This is a genomic window from Bacillus sp. FJAT-29937 (assembly GCF_001509555.1).
Classification (GTDB): Bacteria; Bacillota; Bacilli; order Bacillales; family Cytobacillaceae; genus Cytobacillus.
The window spans coordinates 169,495-185,407 of sequence record NZ_LMAS01000002.1; the positions used below are offsets into that span (position 1 = coordinate 169,495).

Genomic DNA, 15,913 nt, shown 5'->3' on the forward strand with positions numbered 1-15,913 from the left:
AATGACGAAACTAGAAGTTCAAGAGCAGGAAATACTTGAAGTTCAGGATCAAAATCATTTATGGCATGCTATGAGCCGTCATGTGGAAGGCGGTAAACCAACCATTGCTGAATCTGGTGAAGGTGCGTGGTTTACTGATGTGAATGGCAAGCGTTACTTGGATGGTGTGTCCGGGTTATGGTGTTTAAATTTAGGTCATGGCAGAAAGGAAATAGTTGATGCGGCAGCGGAACAAATGATGAAGCTTTCCTATTTCCCGCTAACACTCAGTCATATTCCGGCGATCCAATTATCTGCTAAAATTAGTGAACTATTAGGAGATTCATATAAAACATTCTTTTCCAATAGCGGCTCTGAAGCCAATGAAACGGCGTTTAAGATTGCCAGACAATATCATATTCAGAATGGCAACCCAGGAAAATTCAAAATTATTTCAAGGTATCGCGCTTATCATGGGTCAACGCTGGGCGCACTTAGTGCAACGGCCCAGGCAAACCGAAGAGTTAAATACGATCCAGGTGTGCCGGGATTCCTTCATGTTCCACCGCCATACAGCTATCGCTGCCCGTTTGGTGATGAGGTCACGGATTGCGATAAAACGGCTGCAGAAATGATTGATCAGATGATTAATTGGGAAGGAGCTGAAACAGTTTCTGCCGTTATCATGGAACCATTTATTTCCGGCGGCGGTGTGATTGTTCCTTCAGAATCCTATATGCAAAGAGTAGCTGAGATTTGTAAGAAACATAATGTCCTTCTCATTTGTGATGAGGTCGTTTCAGGGTTTGGCAGAACAGGTAAAATGTTCGGATTCATGCATTCTGAAGGTGTTCAGCCTGATATCGTAACAATGGCGAAGGGTCTGACGAGCGGATATTTACCGCTTGGAGCAACCGCAGTCAAATCTCATATTTTTGAAACTTTTAAAGAGAAGGGCGCCGACCAACACCTTCGTCATGTGTCTACATATGGCGGGCATCCGGCAAGCTGTGCTGTCGCACTAAAAAATATTGAAATTATTGAAGAAGAAAATATCGTAAGCAGAGTTGCCTCTTTAGGTGAATCTATTTTAGGAAGATTAAAAGATTTAATCGAGCATGAAAACGTTGGAGAAGTACGCCATAAAGGATTTTTATATGGGATTGAATTAGTTAAAGATAAAGAGTCCAAAGAACCGGCTGCAGATGAAATGTTGGCTAAAGTAATTGGCCTATGTAAAGAAAAAGGCTTAATAATCGGGAGAAATGGTGACACTGTGCCAGGTTTTAATAACGTGCTGATTGTTGCTCCTCCACTTTCTTCAACAGAAAATGACCTGAACTTCCTAGTGGAAACCGTAAAATACGCTTTTGATCAACTTAATTAATTTATGAAGGGTTGTGCTAATAATGGCAAAAGTTGAAAAGGAATTACAACAAATCAAAACAAGAAAAGTAAAAATGACTCCAAGTGAGGCAATTGTTGAAACACTGGTTGCAGAGGGAGTCAAACATATTTCTGGTATTTTAGGATCTGCCTTTATGGATATGCTTGATCTTCTACCTTCTGCTGGAATACGCTTTATTGGGGTTCGTCATGAACAAAGTGCAGCACATATGGCAGATGCCTATACAAGGGTGAGTGGAGTAGCGGGCGTAGTAATAGGCCAAAATGGACCTGGAATCACCAACATGGTGACTTCTGTGGCTGCAGCTAATCAAGCACATACTCCAATGGTCGTTATTTCACCATCCGCAGGGACACCAACTGTTGGCTGGGACGGATTCCAAGAGTGTGACCAAGTGTCGGTATTTAAAGCAATTACGAAGGAAACGGTTAGAGTGACTCACCCTAGCAGGGTTGCTGATTGTTTAAGAACTGCTTTCCGTATCGCGTATGCCGAGCGAGGACCTGTTTTATTCGATATCCCAAGGGACTATTTCTATGGAGAATTAGAAGATGCCATATTAGAGCCGCACCAATACCGGGTTGATAATCGAGGCTGTGGATCGTTAGAGTTAATCGATCAGGCAGTGGAATTATTGGCAAATGCAAAAAATCCTGTTATTATTTCAGGCCGTGGCATAGTTGACTCTGACGGTATTGAAGCAGTAAAGGAAATTGCGGAACACCTTACAGCACCTGTAGCTGTTTCATACATGCACAATGATGCATTTCCAGCGAATCATGTGTTAGCAGTTGGACCGATTGGCTATATGGGATCCAAAGCAGCGATGAACACGCTTAAAGAGGCCGATGTTGTGTTAGCCCTTGGTACCCGTTTGTCCGTTTTTGGGACATTGCCATGCTATGATATCGATTATTTTCCGAAAAGCGCGAAGATTATTCAAGTTGATATTAATCCGCGTAATATTGCGCGTACACATCCTGTGGAATTGGGCATTATCGGTGATGCCAAGGCTGCAGGTTCTGAAATCGCTAAACGTTTAAAAGAAAAGACGCCAAATCTAGCAGCAAATCAAGAAAGGCTTCTCAAAACGGCGGAAGAAAAGGAAAAGTGGGAAAAAGAGTTAGTGGATCTCGCAATGGTAGACGGAACGCCAATTAATCCGCGCCGTGCACTGTTAGAACTGACAAAGGTTCTACCAGATAACGCCATCGTCACAACTGATATCGGGAATGTATCTTCAACTGCCAATGCGTACTTGAAATTTAATCATGGTCGTCAGCATATCGCCGCGTTAACTTTCGGTAATACTGGATTTGCTTACCCATCCGCATTAGGTGCGAAGCTTGCTAATCCAAATAGTCCTGTTGTGGCTATTGTGGGTGATGGTGCATGGGGAATGAGCTTGCATGAAGTGAGCACGGCTGTTGAACAAAATATTCCTGTAGTTGCTTGTGTTTTCAATAATAATGCATGGTGTGCAGAAAAGAAAAACCAAGTTGATTTTTATAATAACCGTTTTGTCGGTGCGGATATCCAAAATCCTGATTTTGCTGAAGTGGCAAGATCGATGGGTGCGGTTGGCATAAATGTTGATAAACCTGAGGATGTGGGACCTGCTATCCAACGGGCGATTGAGTCAAACAAACCGACAGTTATTGACATTCAAGTGGATGGAACCCAATTGGCACCGCCATTTAGAAAAGATGCATTGAAAATGCCGACTAGGCTATTGCCTAAATATTCCCACTTAGATCACAGAAACTGGTAAATCACTTTGAAAAGGGGGTAATCTATTGGGATTGCCCCTCTTTTTTTCTAAACTTCATATAAAGTAGGTGAATATGTTTGGAGCATCAACCCGAGAAGTTAAAAGCTGGACTTAAACAAAGACATTTAACCATGATCTCCTTAAGCGGCGTAATTGGCGCTGGATTATTCGTAGGAAGCGGTATTATTATTGGAAAAACAGGTCCAGGGGCAATACTCTCTTACGTATTTGCTGGCTTAATCGTTGTTCTCGTTATGCGGATGCTTGGGGAAATGGCAACTGTTAATCCTAATACAGGGTCCTTTGCTGTATATGCAAGAGATGGCATCGGTGAATGGGCAGGCTATGCGACAGGCTGGTTATATTGGTTCTTCTGGGTGATTGTCATTGCACTTGAAGCAGTAGCGGGTGCAGCAATTATCCATGAATGGCTCCCAGCGATTCCAGTTTGGATGATCAGTCTTGGAATCATTGTCTTATTAACACTAACCAATGTTTTTTCGGTTAAATCATTCGGAGAATTTGAATATTGGTTTTCCATTATCAAAATAGGGAGTATTATTCTATTTTTAGGCTTAGGATTAGCGATTATTTTTGGACTAGTACCAAGTATCAAATCTCCAGGCCTATCTAATCTAACTCATTTCGGAGGTTTTATACCTAATGGAGTAGGTTCGGTGGTTGTTGGGATTGCTATTGTTTTCCATGCTTTCGTAGGAGTGGAAATACCGGCGATTGCAGCTGGTGAAACCCCAGACCCGGTGAATTCTGTAAGACGTGCTTTAAATAGTGTGGTTTGGCGGATTCTGATTTTTTATATCGGTTCTATTGCTGTCCTTGTCACCCTTTTACCATGGAATTCAGCATCATTATTAAAAAGTCCATTTGTTTCAGTTCTTGAAATGATAGGGATTCCTTCTGCAGCTGTACTTATGAATATAGTGGTCTTGACAGCCCTGCTCTCATGCCTAAATTCAGGACTTTATACGAGCTCTCGTATGCTATTTTCTCTTGCACAAAAAGGGGATGCCCCAAAAATCTTATCTAAGGTGAGCAAGAATGGGGTTCCTGTTATTGCTGTCATTGCTAGTACACTTTTTGCCTTTATCAGCACGATCTTCAGCTATGTTTCCCCAGATAAAATATTTTTCTTCTTGGTTAACTCTTCAGGTGGGGTTGGAATTCTCGTTTACTTAGCCATTGCGATTTCACATCTGCGGCTAAGAAAAAGAATGGAAAAAGAAAATTCAGCTGACTTTAAAATTAAAATGTGGTTTTTCCCGTACTTAACCTATGCGACCATTTTTGCCATGGTTTCCGTGTTAATCTTAATGGCGTTTATTGATTCACAGCGTCCACAGTTTATTTTTACAACATTGTTTAGCATAATTGTTATTTCATCCTACTTCATAAATCGGCGGAGAAAAGAAAGTGATCATAGAGAAGAAATAGCAATGAATTCTCCAATTTTAAATACCGATAAACAAAAGATTTAATAAATACTTAAAGAAAAGGCTTATATAGAGAAAATAAAACTAGACCAATTTGGGTTCATGTAAAGGGAGAGTGAAGCACATTTTATGAATGGAAACATGATGAATAAAAAAGTAGAACAAAATGGCTTTCAACTGGATGACCCCCTTACGCCACTAGAGAAACCGGCTATCATACAAAAAAAGCGAAAGTGGAAAATTATGCAGGAAACAGGCATCATGTGGAGTTCAGTTGTTTTCATATTTTTGCTATGGTATACAGTCACCAAACTTAATATTTTCTCCGAAGTCTTTATCCCATCCCCAGCAAAAACTTGGGCTGCCTTTACTGATTTACTTGTAAACGGATACAAAGGGAATAGCTTACTATTTCATCTGCTTGATAGTTTATACAGATTATCTGTGGCCTTCTTCGCCGCATTAATTACAGCTGTTCCTTTAGGATTAATTAGTGGTTATTCATCAAAAGTGAGAGCTGCGTTAGACCCCATCCTAGAATTCTATCGTCCCTTGCCACCGCTGTCATACTACACATTATTAATATTATGGTTTGGAATAGGAGATCTTTCAAAAGTTGCTTTACTATATCTTGCAGCATTTGCTCCTATGTATATTGCCGCAGTATCCGGCGTAAAAGGTGTATTGGAAGACCGGATCCATTCAGCTACTTCATTGGGTGCAAATAAATGGCAAACGTTCCGCTATGTTATTTTCCCGTCCTGCTTACCGGAAATATTTACGGGAATGCGAACAGCGATTGGATTTGCTTATACAACTCTAGTTGCCTCTGAAATGGTTGCTGCTGTTTCAGGGATTGGCTGGTTAGTGCTTGATGCAAGTAAATATTTGCGAAGTGACATTATGTATGTTGGCATTATTTTGATGGGGGTAACCGGAATCTTACTGGATCGGATCCTTCGTAAAGTTGAAATGAGAGCGGTTCCATGGAAAGGAAAAGATTAAATAATTGGGGGTAATTGGATGAGGAATAGCACAAGCAAATGGTTCATGTGTTTGATGGTGGTTGTCGCATTATTTATGATTAGTGCCTGTGGAAACAAATCAACATCAAAATCCGCTGATGGCACTGTTGAGTTTCGAATTGGCTATCAAGTCATTCCCAATGCAGAGTTGCTAGCAAAAGCAACCAAAATGTTTGAGGAGAAATTCGAAGGTGTAAAGGTTAAATTGGTTCAGTTTGAGGCGGCTGTTGATGTGAATACGGCCATGGCTGCAGGGGAAATTGATGCAGGCTTAATCGGATCTAGTTCAGTTGCATCAGGGGTAGCGCAAAATTTGCCATACAAAGTCATATGGCTTCACGATGTAATTGGAGATAACGAGGCATTAGTTGTAAAAAAAGATAGCGGAATTAAATCTCTTGAAGATGTTGTTGGTAAAAAAATTGCCGTCTCTTTCGGTTCAACAACACATTACAGTTTGTTGTCTGCCCTAAAATTAAAAGGAATTGATCAAAATAAAATAACTATATTAGATATGAAGCCAGCCGACATGTTAGCTGCGTGGAAACAAGGTCAAATTGATGGTGGATATGTCTGGTATCCAACATTAGGGGAAATGGTAACAGATGGAGACATCCTATTAACAAGCCGTGACCTTGCACAAGATGGCATTTTAACCGCTGATGTAGGGATTGCAACGAAGGACTTTATAGAGAATCATCCAGATGTATTAAATCAATATATAAAAATATTAGATGAATCCGTCCAGTTATATCGTTCATCAATAGACGAAGCGGCTGAAGCGATGAAAAATGAGTTGAATGTATCGAAGGATGAGACAAAGTTTTTCATGGATCAATTAATTTGGTTAGATGCAAAAGAACAGGCCTCGGATGATTATCTTGGAACATCCGATAAAAAAGGAGCTTTTGCCAAAGCGTTAAAAGATACGGCTGAATTTTTAAAAACGCAAAATGCAATAAATACCGTCCCTGATCTTCAGGCATATGAAGACGCCATTGAACCAAAATTTCTCCAGAAGGATTAAGAGGTGATCCCCATTAATAGTAGGAATGCGCTGGCAGAAATCACATCCGAATCTACGGTTATTCAAATAAATGATGTAGAACTAACTTATCAAACAGATAAACAAGTAGTGACGGCATTACAAAATATCAATTTACAAATTAAAGAAGGCAGTTTTGTCTGTGTATTAGGTCCTTCAGGATGTGGGAAAACAACATTATTACGTATTTTAGCAGGCTTCCATCAAGCTACATCCGGCGAGGTGCTCCTCGATAATGAGCCCATTTCACCTAAACCTGATAGGCATCGTGGTGTTGTGTTCCAGCAACAAATGCTTTATCCGTGGTTGAATATTGAAGAGAATGTTGGCTTTGGTTTAAAAATGAGGAAAGTTCCAATGAAAGAAAGACAGGAAATTGTGGATCATTATTTAGAAATGGTTGGCCTTTCTCAGTTTAAAAAATCGAAATCCTATGAGCTCTCTGGCGGTATGAAACAAAGAGCCTCTATTGCTCGCGTGTTAGCAAACGACCCGCGCATTGTATTGATGGATGAACCATTTGGTGCATTGGATGCGATGACAAAGGAGCAAATGCAAGATAATATTAGAAAGATATGGAAAGAGACGCACAAAACGATTTTCTTTATTACACATGATGTGGAGGAGGCCTTATTGCTAGGAACGCATATTATTGTCCTATCAGCAAGGCCGGGCCGGATCCTTAAAGAAATGTACAGCGATTTACCCTATAAAATCGAAGAAGGGAAAAGCCGGATGCACCGGACAGAACTGGACTTCGTGAAAAGACGAGAAGAGATCCTTAGCCTCATTTCTTCATAATCTTAAAAAATAAATTAAGCACCTAGAAGATGATTCCTATTTTGAATAGGAGTCCTCTTTTTTATTTTATTTAATTTGTAAATCCGATCCCATCCTATTGTCCAACTCAGGAAAATATGATAAATTTAAAATATTGTATTTGTGCGTTTTCAGGAGGTGGCCTTGATGCATACATTATTTATTGTTTTATTAGCGATTGTTTCTGTCGGACTTATCCTTGTGGTGCTTCTTCAATCTGGTAAAAGTGCTGGACTTTCCGGTGCCATTTCAGGAGGAGCGGAGCAGCTTTTTGGGAAGCAAAAAGCACGCGGTCTTGATTTAATTCTACACCGCATCACAGTTGTTCTGGCTGTTCTATTCTTTGTTCTGACTATTTTAGTTTCTTATTTCGCAATATAAAAAATTGCCTGGCCTTACGAAAGGTCAGGTTTTTTTTCGTTTGTTAAAGAGATTTTTTATTGGATTCTAATCCCTTAGTTTGTTAAAAATATAGATAATCATGTTAATTAAACGTTTGGTTAAACGCCAAAACCTTGTTAATCAATCGTTTAATTAAGGAAAAAGGAGTCTTACATAGATGAAGATTGTAGCACCGAAGCCGTTTACCTTTGGGAATGGAAAACGAGCGGTATTGCTGTTGCATGGATTTACTGGGAACACAGCTGACATGAGAATGCTCGGACGTTTTCTTGAAGGAAAAGGGTATACCTGCCATGCCCCGCTTTATAAAGGACACGGGGTTCCGCCGGAAGAACTGATTTCTACTGGACCAGATGACTGGTGGAAAAATGTCATGGAAGGGTACGAGTTTTTGAAAAATAAAGGCCATCAGGAGATAGCGGTGTGCGGCTTGTCATTAGGCGGCGTATTTTCCCTGAAATTGGGTTACACTGTACCTATAAAGGGAATTACTTCAATGTGTGCCCCGATGTATATAAAAAGCGAAGAAGTGATGTATGAAGGAATCTTGCAATATGCCCGGGAATATAAAAGACTGGAAGGAAAAAGCGAAGAGATCATTGAGCAGGAGATGGCTGAATTCCGCAAGACGCCAATGAAAACATTAAAGGCTCTGCAAAATCTGATCTCGGATGTCCGTCAGCATGTGGATACAGTTTATTCACCAACATTTGTTGTTCAAGCACGTCATGATCATATGATTAATACAGACAGTGCCAATATTATTTACAATGCAGTTGAAACAGATGTAAAGCAGCTGAAATGGTACGAAGAATCTGGGCATGTCATTACGTTCGATAAAGAGAAAGATATGCTGCATGAGGACGTCTATCAGTTTTTAGAAAGACTTAATTGGGAAGAATAATAGAAACGAACCTCGAGAGGGAGGGAAAAGTATATGGAAAATATTCAACAGATTATTGATAAGCTCCTCTATTATATGAAGGACGAGGCATACAAGCCTTTGACCGTTCAAGAAATGGAGGCGGCATTTGGAATTGAGGATTCATCCGATTTCAAGGACTTCGTCAAAGCATTAGTACAAATGGAAGAAAAAGGGCTTGTTGTAAGAACAAGAAGCAATCGTTACGGACTTCCTGAAAAAATGAATCTGATTCGCGGTAAGCTAACTGGTCATGCAAAGGGCTTTGCCTTCGTCATACCTGAAGAGCCGGGGATGGACGATATTTTTATTCCGCCAAATGAAACGAACAACGCGATGCATGGGGATATCGTTCTAGCACGAGTCAGTTCGGAAAGTTCAGGGCAAAGAAGAGAAGGGACCGTCGTCCGCATTTTAGAACGCGGCATTCAGCAAATTGTTGGAACTTATACAGAGAGCAAGCATTTTGGTTTTGTTCTGCCTGATGATAAGAAGTTCACCAGCGATATTTTTATTCCGAAAAATGCATCTTTAGGGGCGGTGGAAGGTCATAAAGTTGTCGTGAAACTGACTACTTACCCAGAAGGCAGGAAAAGTGCAGAAGGAGAAGTCATTCAAGTTCTTGGTCACAAAAATGACCCGGGTGTTGACATCCTGTCCATCATACATAAGCATAGCTTGCCAATGGCTTTTCCGGATGAAGTAATTAGTCATGCAAATAGTACGCCAGACACTATTGCGGAAAGTGATCTCGAAAATCGCCGCGATTTAAGAAATGAAATGATTGTAACGATTGATGGAGCAGATGCAAAGGATTTAGATGACGCCGTTACCGTGACAAAATTAGAAAACGGAAATTACAAGCTCGGTGTACATATTGCAGATGTATCACATTATGTCACGGAAGATTCCCCTATCGACCGGGAAGCCTCTGACCGGGGAACGAGTGTCTACTTAGTTGATCGGGTCATACCGATGATACCTCACCGCCTGTCGAATGGCATTTGTTCCTTGAATCCGCAGGTAGATAGATTAGCCTTATCATGTGAAATGGAAATTACCCCGAGTGGAGAAGCAGTGTCACATGAGATTTTTCAGAGTGTAATTAAGACAACCGAGCGGATGACGTATTCAGATGTGAATAGAATTCTTGAGGATCAGGATGAGGAGCTGCTGAAGCGTTACGAGCCGCTCATTCCCATGTTTCAGCTAATGGGCGAGCTTGCACAAATTTTACGAGAAAAGCGGATGAAGCGCGGTGCTATTGATTTTGATTTTAAAGAGGCAAAAGTAATAGTGGATGAAGATGGAAAGCCAAATGATGTTGTTCTTCGTGAACGTTCTACAGCTGAAAGGCTGATTGAAGAGTTTATGCTTGCCGCCAATGAAACAATAGCTGAGCATTTCCATTGGCTAGATGTTCCGTTCATCTATCGGATACACGAGGATCCGAAGGAGGATAAGCTAAGAAGATTTTTCGAGTTTATTACGAACTTCGGTTATTTAGTTAGAGGGACGGCCAATTCTGTACATCCGCGTGCGTTACAAGAAATTATTGAAGCGGTGCAAGGAAAGCCGGAAGAAATGGTTGTTTCAACGGTCATGCTTCGCTCCATGCAGCAGGCGAAATATTATCCGGAAAGCCTGGGACACTTTGGGCTGTCAACGGAGTTTTATACGCATTTTACATCGCCGATTCGCCGTTATCCTGACTTAATCGTCCACCGATTAATCCGAACATATTTAATTCAGGGTAAGCTGGATGCAACGACTAGAGAAAAATGGAATGTCCTATTACCTGATATTGCCGAGCATACATCGAATATGGAACGAAGAGCAGTCGACGCTGAGCGTGAAACAGATGAGCTGAAAAAGGCTGAGTATATGGAAGATAAAATTGGCCAAGAATACGATGGCATTATTAGCTCCGTTACGAATTTTGGGATGTTCGTTGAGCTGCCGAATACGATTGAGGGCTTAATCCACGTAAGCTATATGACGGACGATTACTACCGTTATGATGAGCGCCATCTAGCGATGATTGGTGAACGTACGGGGAATGTCTTCCGAATCGGGGACGAAATCACGGTCAGAGTGGTCAAGGTAAATAAGGAAGAACGTTCGATTGATTTTGAAATTGTCGGCATGAAGGGGACGCCTCGCAGAAGGGATTCCAAAGAATTGCCGAAGATTATTCGTACTGGCAGCAGTGAGCGGAAGCCACGAAAAGGGAAATCTGATCAGGGCCAGGAGAAAAATAAAAATGGCAAAGATTCAGGAAAAAGCCCAAGAAAGAAAAAGAAGTTTTACGATAATGCTCCAAAGGCGAAGAGGAAGAGTAAAAAAAGGTAGTTTCATTATGAGAGGGCCTTGCAAACCTGAGGCTCTCTTTTTCAATCCTCCTAGGTTCTTAATTGAGTGAGCCTTGGAAATTTGCTACAATAAAGTTAAATTTGTTTCTGCAGGTAGCCCCCAAAAGGTTTTGTTCTTGCAGAAATAAGGGTAGGGGGAGTTAAGATGCCAAAAGGCGCAGGAAAAATGATTGCCCAAAACAAAAAGGCTTATCATGATTTTGCAATAGAAGAAACATATGAAGCAGGGATTGTCCTTCAAGGAACAGAGATCAAATCAATTCGTGCAGGTAAAGTAAACTTAAAGGATTCATATGCCAGAATCGATAAAGGCGAAATTTTCCTCATCGGGATGCATATCAGCCCATATGAGCAAGGAAATCGCTACAACCACGATCCACTGCGAACAAGAAAGCTGCTTCTTCACGGAAAAGAAATCAGCAAATTGATAGGCGATACGAAGGAAATCGGTTATTCTATCGTTCCATTAAAACTATATTTGAAAAACGGCTTTGCGAAGGTGTTAATCGGCCTGGCAAAAGGGAAGAAGAAATACGATAAACGTGAAGATTTGAAAAAGAAAGAAGCGAAACGTGAAGTAGAGCGTGCCTTCCGCGACAGACAGAAAATGTAGGTTGGTTTTACAAAACCTTACAATTGAATTTAAGGCTAGGTGTGTTATAATAATAAATGTCACGAGGTATTGTGACACATAAACTTAGCTCAGCTAAACTTGAGCATTCCGTTAGTTGTCAGCATGCAGAATAAGATTCGGTGCAGACCTTTATATAATGGGGACGCTACGGATTCGACAGGGATAGTTCGAGCTTAGGTCGCGAGTCGAGGGGATCGGCCTCGTTAAAACGTCAAAGCCTATAACTGGCAAACAACAAAACAACTTCGCTTTAGCTGCTTAATAGCGCTTAGCGGTTCGCCCCTCCATCGCCCATGTGGTAGGGTAGCGGACTCACTCTAAGTGGGCTACGCCGGATCTCGCCGTCTGAGGGAAAAGGAAGAGCACAACCAGACTAGCTGACCGGACGCCTGTCGATAGGCAGAAGGATCAGCGAATCGCGAATATATCGACTACACTCGTAGAAGCTTAAGTGCCGATGTTTCTGGACGAGGGTTCGACTCCCTCCGTCTCCACCAAATACATATTTGGTGGTTTTTTATTTGCCTTTGTGACGTAAAGCATAAAATTTCCGTTTGGAAACTTTATGCTTTATTTTTTTTATGCTTCATAGGTGCCACCAACAAAGCATATATTTACAACGACTTTTCCACTGAACCACTCATCTTAAACTTTTGGAAAACACAATCCCTTCTTCATTCAATAGTATTTTCATAGGATAAAGAGAGTTAACACGATTCTTGTTTTTAAACCCAAATTAAATACAAAGTTTCTAATACTTAGTTGACATACAAGAATACCCAGATTTACAATTGAATCAGAAAATTCAAAAATGTCATGATTTGTTTTCATAAATCTACAGGTATAAAAAAGAGAGAACAATAGGAAAAACAAAATAACTTAGCATGGGGGGATATTAAATGAGACAGGAAAATTTTACGACAGATGTATTAGTTGTCGGTTCTGGTGCGGCGGGGATGATGGCTGCAAGAGCCGCCGCTGATGAAGGTGCAAACGTAATGATTGCAGATAAAAGTTTAATAGGCAGGGGAGGAGCGACCATTATTGCCCAAATGACAGTGGCCGTAGCCCTAGGTGAAGCGGAAGAGGATAATCCTGAGATCCACTTCCAGGATACGATGGAGGGCAGCCGCGGGTTAGCAGATCCGGATATCGTCCGGGTAATTGTAGAAAAAGGACCTGAAGTTATTAAGGAAGTAGAAGGCTATGGTGTACGCTGGGCAAGAACACCTGATGGAAAGCGCTCACAAGTTGTGTCTCCAGGACATTCAAAGAGAAGATGTGTTTATGTAGATATTTTAAATACTGGTGGAGCAACCTCAAATGGTCTTCGCAAGGCAATTTGGAAGGATGAAAAAATCCAGCGGTTAAAGAATGTAATGATTACAAAAATTGTCTGCCATGAAGGGAAAGCGGTTGGAGCACTTGGATTCCTAATGGAGGAAATGATCCCCGTTAGTATCTCAGCTTCACAAGTCATTTTGGCTACAGGCGGATTAACAGAGGTATATGAAAGAAATAGTGCTTCCGCGAATATGACTGGTGATGGGTTTGTTTTAGCTGCGGATGCAGGGGCTGAGCTTCGTGATATGGAAATGGTTCAGTTTTTCCCAATTGCCCATCTTTTCCCTCCGCTTGTTGGCATTGATCCAATTATGTGGGATCCTTTCCGTTATAAATTGGGGGGCCGTCTGCTGAATGGAAATCGAGAAGAATTTATGGACCGCTATGCAGGTGAAAAGGCAGGAAAGTACACTGCGACGAGGGATATGACAAGCTATGCCATTTTTAAAGAAGTAGAGAATGGGCGAGGTACGCCTCATGGTGGCGCATATTTGGATTTTACGATGGTTTCGGAAGAAAAACTAAGAGAAGGCTTCGGGCCTGTTATTGATATTCTTCTTTCCCAAGGCGTAGATTTGACTAAAGATATGGTGGAAGTTGCTCCAATGGCTCATTTTATGCTTGGTGGAGTAAAAGTGGATAAAGAAATGAATACAGCTATTGATGGATTACTGGCTTGCGGAGAATTAATTTACGGCATGCATGGAGCCAATCGATTATCTGGAAATGCCATTACTGAAGCTTTAGTTACTGGACGTATAGCAGGGGAAACAGCAGGAAGAGTAAGAAAGCAAAGATTTGATGAGATTGTGGAAAAAGAACTAATTGCGGAATGGGGGAGGCTGCAGCAGTTTTGGCACCCTAGAGAAGTATCAAAGGATGAAATTGCAACACTTGAAACAAGGCGCAAGGTTCAAAAGGTTATGTGGAAAGGTGTTGGACCTCTAAGAAATGAAGAGGAATTAAAAAAGGCGTTAGAGGAAATGGAGAAACTGAAAGAAGAAAGCAAAAATATCGCCATAGCCAAACAGGATAAGTTCGGTCTTTCACATGTAGAAAAGCTTGAAAACTATCATATGGCAGTTCTCGGAGAAGCCATTACAAAAGGGGCAATTGAAAGAAAAGAATCTAGAGGTGCCCATGTAAGACTTGATTATCCTGAGCAATCAAAAGATGTTTATGGATTCAGTTATCAATTGAATAAAGACGGACATTGGTCAGTTTTGAATAATAGTCTAAATACACACAACAAGTAAGAAAGGAGTGAATGGAATTGACACAAGTCAAGTTAAACATTGTTCGGGGAGATGCCGAAAATGGCAAAGAAATGATTGAATACGAGGTTCCATATTTTGAAGGGATGAGTCTGCTGGACGCTATTTTTTGGATTCGCGAAAATGAGGATCCATCCCTTTCTGTTCGATACTCTTGCAGATCAGCCAATGCATGTAAGGAATGCATGGCAATGGTAGATGGAAAGGTTGAGTTTTTATGCAGTATACGTGCAAAAGAAGGAGACTTTGTTCAAATTGAGCCGTTAAAGACCCGTCCATGGATAAAAGATTTAATTACAGCAATGGAGTAGATTAGCAGGATGAGGTGAAAAGAAAGAAGAGCCAATCGAATATTTTTCGATGGCTCTCCTGGAATTAATTGCAGATTAGTTTTATACATACTTTGTTATGAGAATGATTAAATAAATTTTAATAGCATATAACGAATAATAAATCCAATTACCACTTTTTCCATTTAAATAAAAATAATCGGGAATTTTTCTCTAAATACCATTGACCCAAACTCATTGGAATACTAAATATTAAGCTCTTTAAGAGAATCTTACCTATCTTATCCAGAATTAAGACTTGTCGTATATTATTTGTTAATTAAGTAACTTGATTAATTACCTTACACATTGTAAACATTAAAAAATAATGATTACAGTAAGGAGTTGTGTCTCCGTGAACCAAAATAATTGCGACTATTCACCGATGAAATTATCTTTAAAAAAGGATATTGGTCAAATTGTAACTGCCTTACAGAGTAGTTTAGAAACAATGGATAATGAAAATTATTGTCTTCTTGGAAATTTTGAAAAAATAAAAAATCAATTTATACACATTGAAATGAACGCAGCCACCTTTTATTTAAACTGCTATTTGTCCCCGTTTACGGATAAATATCCGGAATTATCAATCTGTGTACAAAATATGTCTGAACGGAAACATGGTGGATTAATTGTTATTAAACGCGAGGATTCTCTTGAATCATTCATTCATCCTGGTATTTTAATTGGAGCAGAATTGAGTCATTCTTTATTAGAATCAATCTTTTTTCCAGGAAACCCTCTACATGACGGGGCTGTGTTAGTAAGTCAAAATCACATTGTTTCCGCAGCTAATGTCCTCCCGCTTTCAGACAGATACACGGGCGATAAAAAACTAGGAACACGTCATCGGGCTGCCCTAGGTCTGTCGGAAAAAACTGATGCACTTGTACTTGTAGTATCTGAAGAAACGGGTAGAATTTCATTTGCTATTAATGGGAACTTATATCCAATTGCTTCAGGAGAAATACATTAAAATAAACTAAAGCCTGCCTCGAAATAAAAAGAGGCAGGCTTCTTTTTAGGAAAATTATGCTTTATTTCGATTTTCACAAATCCAAGAGATTGCTGAATAATAATTATCAAATTAATAAAAAATAAGTATGAATGTAGAGTTAATCCTAAACATGGGGGGAGA

13 protein-coding genes and 1 other RNA gene are annotated in these 15,913 nt (G+C 40.4%); all 14 read left to right on the forward strand.

The genetic code is table 11. The features are described 5' to 3' along the window. Position 1: 1 nt before the first annotated feature. The 14 genes from AR328_RS04535 (at position 2) to cdaS (ending at position 15,751) form a co-directional block, all read left to right on the forward strand. Positions 2 to 1,366, forward strand: a complete 1,365-nt coding sequence (locus AR328_RS04535) for an aminotransferase (RefSeq protein ID WP_066290721.1) — start codon at positions 2 to 4, stop codon at positions 1,364 to 1,366. 22 nt (positions 1,367 to 1,388) lie between these two features. After that, complete coding sequence (gene xsc / locus AR328_RS04540) at positions 1,389 to 3,158, forward strand: sulfoacetaldehyde acetyltransferase (RefSeq protein ID WP_066290724.1); 1,770 nt, start codon at positions 1,389 to 1,391, stop codon at positions 3,156 to 3,158. A 77-nt stretch (positions 3,159 to 3,235) separates the two neighbouring features. After that, positions 3,236 to 4,654 carry an amino acid permease gene (locus AR328_RS04545; protein ID WP_442854431.1) on the forward strand — a complete coding sequence of 473 codons (1,419 nt, stop codon included), beginning with the start codon at positions 3,236 to 3,238 and terminating at the stop codon, positions 4,652 to 4,654. Positions 4,655 to 4,738: 84 nt separating this feature from the next. Next, positions 4,739 to 5,614 carry an ABC transporter permease gene (locus AR328_RS04550; RefSeq protein WP_231734756.1) on the forward strand — a complete coding sequence of 292 codons (876 nt, stop codon included), beginning with the start codon at positions 4,739 to 4,741 and terminating at the stop codon, positions 5,612 to 5,614. A gap of 18 nt (positions 5,615 to 5,632) precedes the next feature. Further along, complete coding sequence (locus tag AR328_RS04555) at positions 5,633 to 6,661, forward strand: taurine ABC transporter substrate-binding protein (protein WP_066290727.1); 1,029 nt, start codon at positions 5,633 to 5,635, stop codon at positions 6,659 to 6,661. A 3-nt stretch (positions 6,662 to 6,664) separates the two neighbouring features. Further along, positions 6,665 to 7,480 (forward strand): ABC transporter ATP-binding protein, encoded by an 816-nt coding sequence (locus tag AR328_RS04560; protein ID WP_197414416.1) that lies wholly within the window; start codon positions 6,665 to 6,667, stop codon positions 7,478 to 7,480. 165 nt (positions 7,481 to 7,645) lie between these two features. Further along, entirely contained in the window at positions 7,646 to 7,879 is a 234-nt protein-coding gene (secG, locus tag AR328_RS04565; protein ID WP_066290728.1) for a preprotein translocase subunit SecG, read from the forward strand. A 178-nt stretch (positions 7,880 to 8,057) separates the two neighbouring features. Next, positions 8,058 to 8,804, forward strand: coding sequence for an alpha/beta hydrolase (locus AR328_RS04570; protein WP_066290735.1), 747 nt, complete (start codon positions 8,058 to 8,060; stop codon positions 8,802 to 8,804). A gap of 33 nt (positions 8,805 to 8,837) precedes the next feature. Further along, on the forward strand, positions 8,838 to 11,174 hold the full coding sequence (gene rnr / locus AR328_RS04575) for a ribonuclease R (RefSeq protein ID WP_066290740.1): 2,337 nt from the start codon (positions 8,838 to 8,840) through the stop codon (positions 11,172 to 11,174). 165 nt (positions 11,175 to 11,339) lie between these two features. Further along, positions 11,340 to 11,807: an SsrA-binding protein SmpB gene (gene smpB, locus AR328_RS04580; RefSeq protein ID WP_066290747.1), complete on the forward strand. Its 468-nt coding sequence runs from the start codon at positions 11,340 to 11,342 to the stop codon at positions 11,805 to 11,807. 159 nt (positions 11,808 to 11,966) lie between these two features. After that, positions 11,967 to 12,325, forward strand: a transfer-messenger RNA (tmRNA) gene (ssrA, locus tag AR328_RS04585). 402 nt (positions 12,326 to 12,727) lie between these two features. Beyond that, entirely contained in the window at positions 12,728 to 14,428 is a 1,701-nt protein-coding gene (locus AR328_RS04590) for an FAD-binding protein (RefSeq protein WP_066290749.1), read from the forward strand. A gap of 11 nt (positions 14,429 to 14,439) precedes the next feature. Next, positions 14,440 to 14,757 carry a 2Fe-2S iron-sulfur cluster-binding protein gene (locus AR328_RS04595; protein WP_066290752.1) on the forward strand — a complete coding sequence of 106 codons (318 nt, stop codon included), beginning with the start codon at positions 14,440 to 14,442 and terminating at the stop codon, positions 14,755 to 14,757. Between the two features lie 373 nt (positions 14,758 to 15,130). Beyond that, positions 15,131 to 15,751 (forward strand): sporulation-specific diadenylate cyclase CdaS, encoded by a 621-nt coding sequence (gene cdaS, locus AR328_RS04600; protein WP_066290754.1) that lies wholly within the window; start codon positions 15,131 to 15,133, stop codon positions 15,749 to 15,751. Positions 15,752 to 15,913: the final 162 nt, after the last annotated feature.